The organism is Sporosarcina sp. (genome assembly GCF_029257255.1).
GTDB lineage: Bacteria > Bacillota > Bacilli > Bacillales_A > Planococcaceae > Sporosarcina.
This window is the reverse complement of sequence record NZ_JARICI010000049.1, coordinates 63,015-69,181: the sequence shown is the minus strand read 5'-3', so window position 1 is coordinate 69,181 and position 6,167 is coordinate 63,015. Positions and strand designations below refer to the sequence as shown.

The 6,167-nt window shown below is 42.8% G+C and carries 8 protein-coding genes; all 8 read right to left on the bottom strand.

All coding sequences use genetic code 11. The features are described 5' to 3' along the window. On the bottom strand, nucleotides 1-1,118 hold a 1,118-nt coding region (fliY, locus tag Q1J64_RS10305), incomplete at its 3' end, for a flagellar motor switch phosphatase FliY (protein ID WP_301108972.1). Continuing rightward, nucleotides 1,111-2,112, bottom strand: coding sequence for a flagellar motor switch protein FliM (gene fliM, locus Q1J64_RS10300; RefSeq protein ID WP_301108971.1), 1,002 nt, complete (start codon nucleotides 2,110-2,112; stop codon nucleotides 1,111-1,113). The genes fliM and fliY, both read right to left, overlap by 8 nt. A 48-nt stretch (nucleotides 2,113-2,160) precedes the next feature. Continuing rightward, the gene (fliL, locus tag Q1J64_RS10295) at nucleotides 2,161-2,592 is read right to left on the bottom strand and encodes a flagellar basal body-associated protein FliL (protein WP_301108970.1); all 432 of its coding nucleotides are present in this window, start codon (nucleotides 2,590-2,592) and stop codon (nucleotides 2,161-2,163) included. Then, on the bottom strand, nucleotides 2,582-2,803 hold the full coding sequence (locus Q1J64_RS10290; RefSeq protein WP_153720429.1) for a flagellar FlbD family protein: 222 nt from the start codon (nucleotides 2,801-2,803) through the stop codon (nucleotides 2,582-2,584). Before Q1J64_RS10290 ends, fliL begins: the two co-directional genes overlap by 11 nt. A 55-nt stretch (nucleotides 2,804-2,858) precedes the next feature. Next, on the bottom strand, nucleotides 2,859-3,680 hold the full coding sequence (flgG, locus tag Q1J64_RS10285; RefSeq protein ID WP_301108969.1) for a flagellar basal body rod protein FlgG: 822 nt from the start codon (nucleotides 3,678-3,680) through the stop codon (nucleotides 2,859-2,861). Nucleotides 3,681-3,763: 83 nt separating this feature from the next. Continuing rightward, nucleotides 3,764-4,141: a TIGR02530 family flagellar biosynthesis protein gene (locus Q1J64_RS10280; RefSeq protein ID WP_301108968.1), complete on the bottom strand. Its 378-nt coding sequence runs from the start codon at nucleotides 4,139-4,141 to the stop codon at nucleotides 3,764-3,766. A 19-nt stretch (nucleotides 4,142-4,160) separates the two neighbouring features. Continuing rightward, a complete protein-coding gene (gene flgD, locus Q1J64_RS10275; RefSeq protein ID WP_301108967.1) occupies nucleotides 4,161-4,844 on the bottom strand; it encodes a flagellar hook assembly protein FlgD in 684 nt (227 codons plus the stop codon). 3 nt (nucleotides 4,845-4,847) lie between these two features. Next, nucleotides 4,848-6,167: a flagellar hook-length control protein FliK gene (locus Q1J64_RS10270; RefSeq protein ID WP_301108966.1), complete on the bottom strand. Its 1,320-nt coding sequence runs from the start codon at nucleotides 6,165-6,167 to the stop codon at nucleotides 4,848-4,850.

Sequence of the window (6,167 nt, the reverse complement as noted above, 5' to 3'; positions counted from 1 at the left end):
AAGTTTTCGTCAATGACTACTACTTCTCCTTTGGCAATAAACCGGTTATTAACTAAAATATCAACAGGTTCACCGGCCAATTTATCCAGTTCAATAATAGAGCCTCCGGACATTTCCAAAATCTCTTGAACGGAACGCTTCGTACGGCCTAATTCTACCGTTACTTGAAGGGGTATATCAAGTAGCATATTTAAATTATTTGCTTCTTCCTTATTCAAGCTCGGGGCCTCGAAACTGGCAAACTGTGCCTGTTGTACTTGAACCTGAGGCTGTGCCGATCTCTGCGGCGGTGCTTGTTGAACCTGCTGCTGTGGAGGTGCTTGATAAGCAGGCTCTGGCTGCGGTGCAGGCTGCTGATATTCTGGTTGTGGCTCTGGAGCCGATTGCATTGGTGCAGGTGGTTCTTCCGTTATAGTTGCCGCCTCTTCCTCTCCCATCAGTGAAGAAACTAGTTTCTTACCGAACTCAAGAGGGAATAGCTGCATAATATTTGAATCTATCAATTCGCCAACTTTTAGATTGAAAGACACACGAATCAGCAGATTATGCGGCGGAATATGTTCTGTCCCTTGATCCAGCTGAATATTCATCAAATCAATTGTCGGAGGTGAAATATCTACTTTTTTATTGAAGATGGTAGACATTGATGTCGCAGAAGAACCCATCATCTGATTCATGGCTTCCTGTACGGCACTTAGATGTATATCACCCAAATCTTCATTCGGAGAAGTTCCGTCTCCACCCAGCATCAAGTCTGCGATAATTGCTGCGTCACTCTGCTTAATCACAAGCAGGTTCACGCCGCTAATACCTTCTGTATATTCCACTTTAATTGCCACATAAGGATGGACAAACTCTTGATCCAATTCATCACGATTGATCAGTGTGATTTGTGGTGTCGTAATCTCTACTTTCTGTCCAAGTAGTGCGGATAGTGCAGTGGCCGAACTGCCAAATGAAATGTTCCCTACTTCTCCAAGCGCATCTTGCTCCATCTCCGTCAAATAATCATTGATTTCAATTTCACTTGATTCAGGTGCAGCTTCTTCTGCCGGTTCTAACGTTTCACCTCGCAGTAACGCTTCGATTTCTTCCTGTGAGAGAATGTTATCACTCATCATCCTCATCCCCTCCCGTCTCCAAAATATCCAGTATTTGAACAGCCATGCGGTTTCGCAGTTTTCCAGGCTGTGCGGTGAATTTAGGCGTATCACCAACTCGGATCGTCAATGGTTCTTCAATCTTTGTATTTAATGAAATCACATCGCCCATCTGCAAGTATAAGAAGTCCTCAATAGAGATTTCTCCTTTTCCTAGTTCTGCAATAATCGGCAGTGACGCTTTTTTAACACGCTTTTCAAGCAATACACTCTGTTCTGGTGTAGGCTCTTTTTTATTCGTCTGCATCCAATAACTAACAGACAAGTTTGGAATAATTGGTTCCAATACTATATGCGGAATACAGATATTGATCATGCCGCTTGATTCACCAATAACGATATTGAATGAAATGACAATAACCGTTTCATTGGGAGAAATCATCTGCAGGAACTGCGGATTGACTTCCATTTCTGCAAGATACGGATCGATATCAATCAAACCTGACCAAGCTTCACGCAAGCTGTCAAATGACCGCTCAAATAAGTTCGTTAAAATTTTCGTCTCGATCTCCGTCATATTGTCTACTTTTCCAGAGCTGGAGCCAAAGCCCCCCATCAGACGCTCAAGCATTGAGTATGCTACATTCGGATTCACTTCCATTAGGATATTGCCTTCAAGCGGTGACACATCAAATATATTAATCAGCGTCATATGTGGAATTGAGCTGATAAACTCCTCAAACGGAATCTGATCGACCGATACGACATTGATCTGGATGTATGTACGCAGCTGAGCCGAAAAATAGGTCGTCAGCAATCTTGCGAAGTTTTCATGAATCCGTGTCAGACTGCGAATCTGGTCTTTCGAGAACCGCAACGCACGTTTAAAATCATAGACGCGTACTTTGCGAGTTTCTTCTTCCTTCTTCATTTCCTCCGCTGACATTTCACCTGTCGATAAGGCAGATAGAAGCGCATCTATTTCATTTTGGGACAATACATCTCCCGACATTAGCCCACCTCCTCTTGCGTAAGCACCTCTTACAGATCATAATGCCCGTCACTGAATAATGTAAGAGACAATATACACTTTCTCTATTTTACCATCTTGCATCAGTTCATTCAGCTGAGCTTTTATGGAATCTTCAAACTGCTGTTTCCCTGCTTTACCTTCAAAGTCTTTTGCTGTCATTTCAGAAAGCTCTTGTATAACAAGGTTTTTCACTTGGAAGTCACGCTTCGTCAATTCTTCAGCAGCTTTCTTGCTGTCAGTCTGGATTTTTAATGACATGCGGATAAAATTGCGTCCTGACAGATTCGTTGTTATTTCTTCGACATCGACAGAGGACTCTATAATTTCATCGATGTTCGGACCCTTCTCTGCCTCTTCGTCACCCTTATTGAAATTCAGAATCAATACAACTGCCACAACACCAATCAGCGTAATACTTACTAAAATAATTAATGAAATCGTCAATAACTTATTCTTCATCTTCTTCACCTCGGATATGCGGATTCGACAACAACTGGACCGCTTGATAAAATTCAATGATCCGGCTGTTCACTTCCTCAACCGTATCAAGAACGATGTACTTCGACCCTGAAGTCAACGTGATCGTCGTGTCAGGAAACGACTCGACCTTCTCTATGTATAAAGCGTTTAACGTGAATGTCGTGTTATTCAATCTAGTTACCTTAATCATATGTAAGGGGCCAGGCCAAGGCCGGCCCGACCCTCCTTTTCACACTATGCTATTTTTATCGTTTCAAGTTTACTAGTTCTTGCAAGATTTCGTCTGATGTTGTGATGATCAGTGTGTTGGACTGGAATCCACGTTGTGCAACGATCATTTCTGTGAATTCTTCTGATAGGTCTACGTTGGACATTTCTAGGGAACCGGATTTGAGTGCACCGCGGCCTTCCCCTTGAGGTGCTCCCGTTGCTCCATCTGCATCTGCTAGACCCGAGTTAGCACTTGGTTCGTAAAGATTACCCCCGACCTTGTTTAAACCACTAGGGTTACTAAACTTTGTTATAGCAACAAATCCTGCATCTGCTTCTTCCAACATTCCATCTTCATCAACATAATTTACAACTCCATTTTGACCAATTGATAACGAGGTAGCTGTTAGGGGAATATTTATCACTTGGCTAGCGTCATCCCCTCCTAGTAAGTACCTTCCGTCACCGTCAACGATATCTCCGTTCTCGTCCATATAAAAAGTTCCATTCCTAGTATATAACTTCTCAGATCCGTCTTGATTACCAACTACAAAAAAACCGTCACCTTCAATTGCTAAGTCTAGTGTATTGCCTGTGAATTGTGTTGAACCTGGGCTATGAATAGTATCAATTGCAGCTAATTGTCCACCCAACCCCACTTGCTTCGGATTCACTCCACCACGAGTATCTCCAGGTCCAGTTGCCCCGGCCACCGTCTGTGAATACAAATCCTTAAAAACCGTACGGCCCTTCTTAAATCCATAAGTATTGACGTTAGCAATATTATTACCAATAACGTCTAATTTCGTTTGAAAGTTTTTTAATCCTGATATTCCTGAGTACATTGAGCGTAACATAATGTAGTTTCCCCTCTCGGTTTTAAAGTGTACCGCTTCATTCAGTCGGCGGTACGGTGGCATCCTGTTAAGGTCCTGCCGTTTTAGCTAAGTAATATCGTGCCGTCAATATTCGTAAATAGTTGATCTTTCGCTTCCATGCGGTTCATCGCAGTGATAACGGTTGAGTTTTTCGCACTTACTATGAGTGCGGCTTGATCAGTCAACACGAGTGATTCACGGATTCCCTTCCTCTTCGCCTCGTCCACTTTTTCTGAGATGCGCGCCCATTCTGCTTCTGACATTTGTATTCCGCGTTCCTGCAGACGATCATTGGCATGTTTGCTAATCTTCAGTTTTTCAGGCTGTACTGCTTGCTGCAGATGTGCTGAGAATGACTGATTGGGCTGGATTTTCTGCTGTGTCTGTCCTTGGCGTATGAGTGGCTGTGATGGAATGCGATGAAGTTCAATTTTGTTCATGTCATCGCCCCATTCATTTTTATTCACTAATTGAAGTGAATTGATTACCTTCAATCTTACTGTCATTATCTAAAACGTAATGCAACTTACCTTCTTTATTTGTAACTGAAATAACTTTAGCTGTCTTTTCCTCTTCGCCATCCATATAACTAACCTTCTTACCAATCAACATGCTTGCCTGTACGAGATTATTTGGCTGGCTTCCACCAGTTGCGCCTGTCCCGTTTGCGAGCACTTCAGAAATATTGCCGGGTGAAAGTTCCTTCCCGTCCGCCAGTGTAAATACTACTGAACCGTCTACATATTTAATGGACTGGATAGTGCCGGTTCCTTCATTAATAATCGGCTTGCCCTCTTCATCTTTTTTATCAGTAACTTCGTGCCATTTCACATCTTTACCAATGAAGCTATTATACTGAATTAGTTGACTTTGAGACTGAGCATCTGCGAACTTATCAAAAGCTTTCGCCATGTTCATTGTTTGCTCAAGTGCAGAGAACTGTGCCATCTGCGCCATGAATTCCGTATCCTTCATCGGATTCGTCGGATCCTGATTCGTCAGCTGTGTGATCAATATTTTCATGAACGCGTCCTTGCCCATCGTATCTGGACCGGTTTTTCGCTCATCCCGCTGCTTGTTAATTAGATAATCCGAATCTGTAATTGGTTTTTGTGCTGAAGTGGTATTATTTACTTCCGGCATTCTCTATACCTCCAGTTCAATCATGAACTCCTGGAAAGTCTGTTCATGTTCATCCTGCTTATCATTTTGCTCGGTCTGCTGCTCTTTACTTTGTTCATTTTGTTTGTTAAAAGCCTGTTCCCGTTCATTCTTGCCCGGATCCTGTATCGTCTGTGACAGATCAATTCGTTCCACCTGCAAGTTCTGCTGGTTAAATGCGTGTCGCAATTGATGCATTTGACTATCAAGCATCTCACGTGCCATAGCGGATGATGCCAGGATTCTGGCTGTCATTATGCCGTTGACCTCGAGCAATTCAATGCGGACTTGTCCTAAATGCTCCGGATATAGTTTGACCAATAATCTGTTTGTTCCACCTGTCTGACCAAAGTTCGCCCGGTTCAATATTGCCTGGAACTCACGCATCAACGCTTCACTGCGACTTTCCGGTGCCTTTTCAGTCTGTGTCATCTGAAATACAGGTCTTGATTCAATCTGCGGCAATACAGATTGCAAAGTCGACGACTCGTTAGACTTTGTTTGCTCGCCCTGCTGTTTAGTATCTGCAGCTGAGTGTTCCGTCGTGAAACGAATCATATGCTGAACTGCGGTCGGCAGCTGGATTGTCTGTTTAATTTCTGGCTGAACAGTTTTCTCTTCTAAATGTCCCGCAAATTGTGACAACAACGGTTGAATTGTCTTAATCAGTTCTTCCTGTTTCACATGCAGATCCATTTTTGGTGCGGCTAGTTCAATTGCTTTGAATAAAGCAGTTATTTCAACTGTAACTTTTTCAGGCAGTTTCTCTATCGCAATCTGTATTTGTTCAGGAGGAAGTTTCTGCAATGTATCCAATACGAACCAAATATCACCTGTTGCCTGCAGTTGCTCAATATCTTTTTCAGAAACGCCTGCTTCTGCTAGTGCCTTAGTCATTACTTCTACTAGTTTATCAGGATTTTCTGTAATTAGAGCAGCTAATTGTTGCAGACTTGGAAACTTATTTAAGTTCGAAAGTTCTGTAATTGACATATTTTCAGAGACTTGCTTACTGCCCAACCCCTTCAATAACTGATCCATCGCAGAAGTCGTCTTACCATCCTGCTGCCACTCTTCCAAAATAACTGCCAACTCTTCTAAACTGTCGGCCTGCATAATATCCTGTATCATCTTAGCCAAAGCGCCATCCGCTCCAACTTGTCCAGTATCGGTAATTTCGGAAGCTCCCATCAAACTCTGATAAACACTTCCAAATCCAGCACCACTTGTTCCATTTGAAGAACCGCCAGACGAGACAGAAGGTACACTCGGTGCTCCAACATTCATCAATAGTCCTAAATTCAT

Coding starts and splice junctions, on each gene's coding strand:
- fliM (WP_301108971.1), bottom strand. CDS start 2,112: ATGTCGGGAGATGTATTGTCCCAAAATGAAATAGATGCGCTTCTATCT.
- fliL (WP_301108970.1), bottom strand. CDS start 2,592: ATGAAGAATAAGTTATTGACGATTTCATTAATTATTTTAGTAAGTATT.
- Q1J64_RS10290 (WP_153720429.1), bottom strand. CDS start 2,803: ATGATTAAGGTAACTAGATTGAATAACACGACATTCACGTTAAACGCT.
- flgG (WP_301108969.1), bottom strand. CDS start 3,680: ATGTTACGCTCAATGTACTCAGGAATATCAGGATTAAAAAACTTTCAA.
- Q1J64_RS10280 (WP_301108968.1), bottom strand. CDS start 4,141: ATGAACAAAATTGAACTTCATCGCATTCCATCACAGCCACTCATACGC.
- flgD (WP_301108967.1), bottom strand. CDS start 4,844: ATGCCGGAAGTAAATAATACCACTTCAGCACAAAAACCAATTACAGAT.
- Q1J64_RS10270 (WP_301108966.1), bottom strand. CDS start 6,167: ATGAATTTAGGACTATTGATGAATGTTGGAGCACCGAGTGTACCTTCT.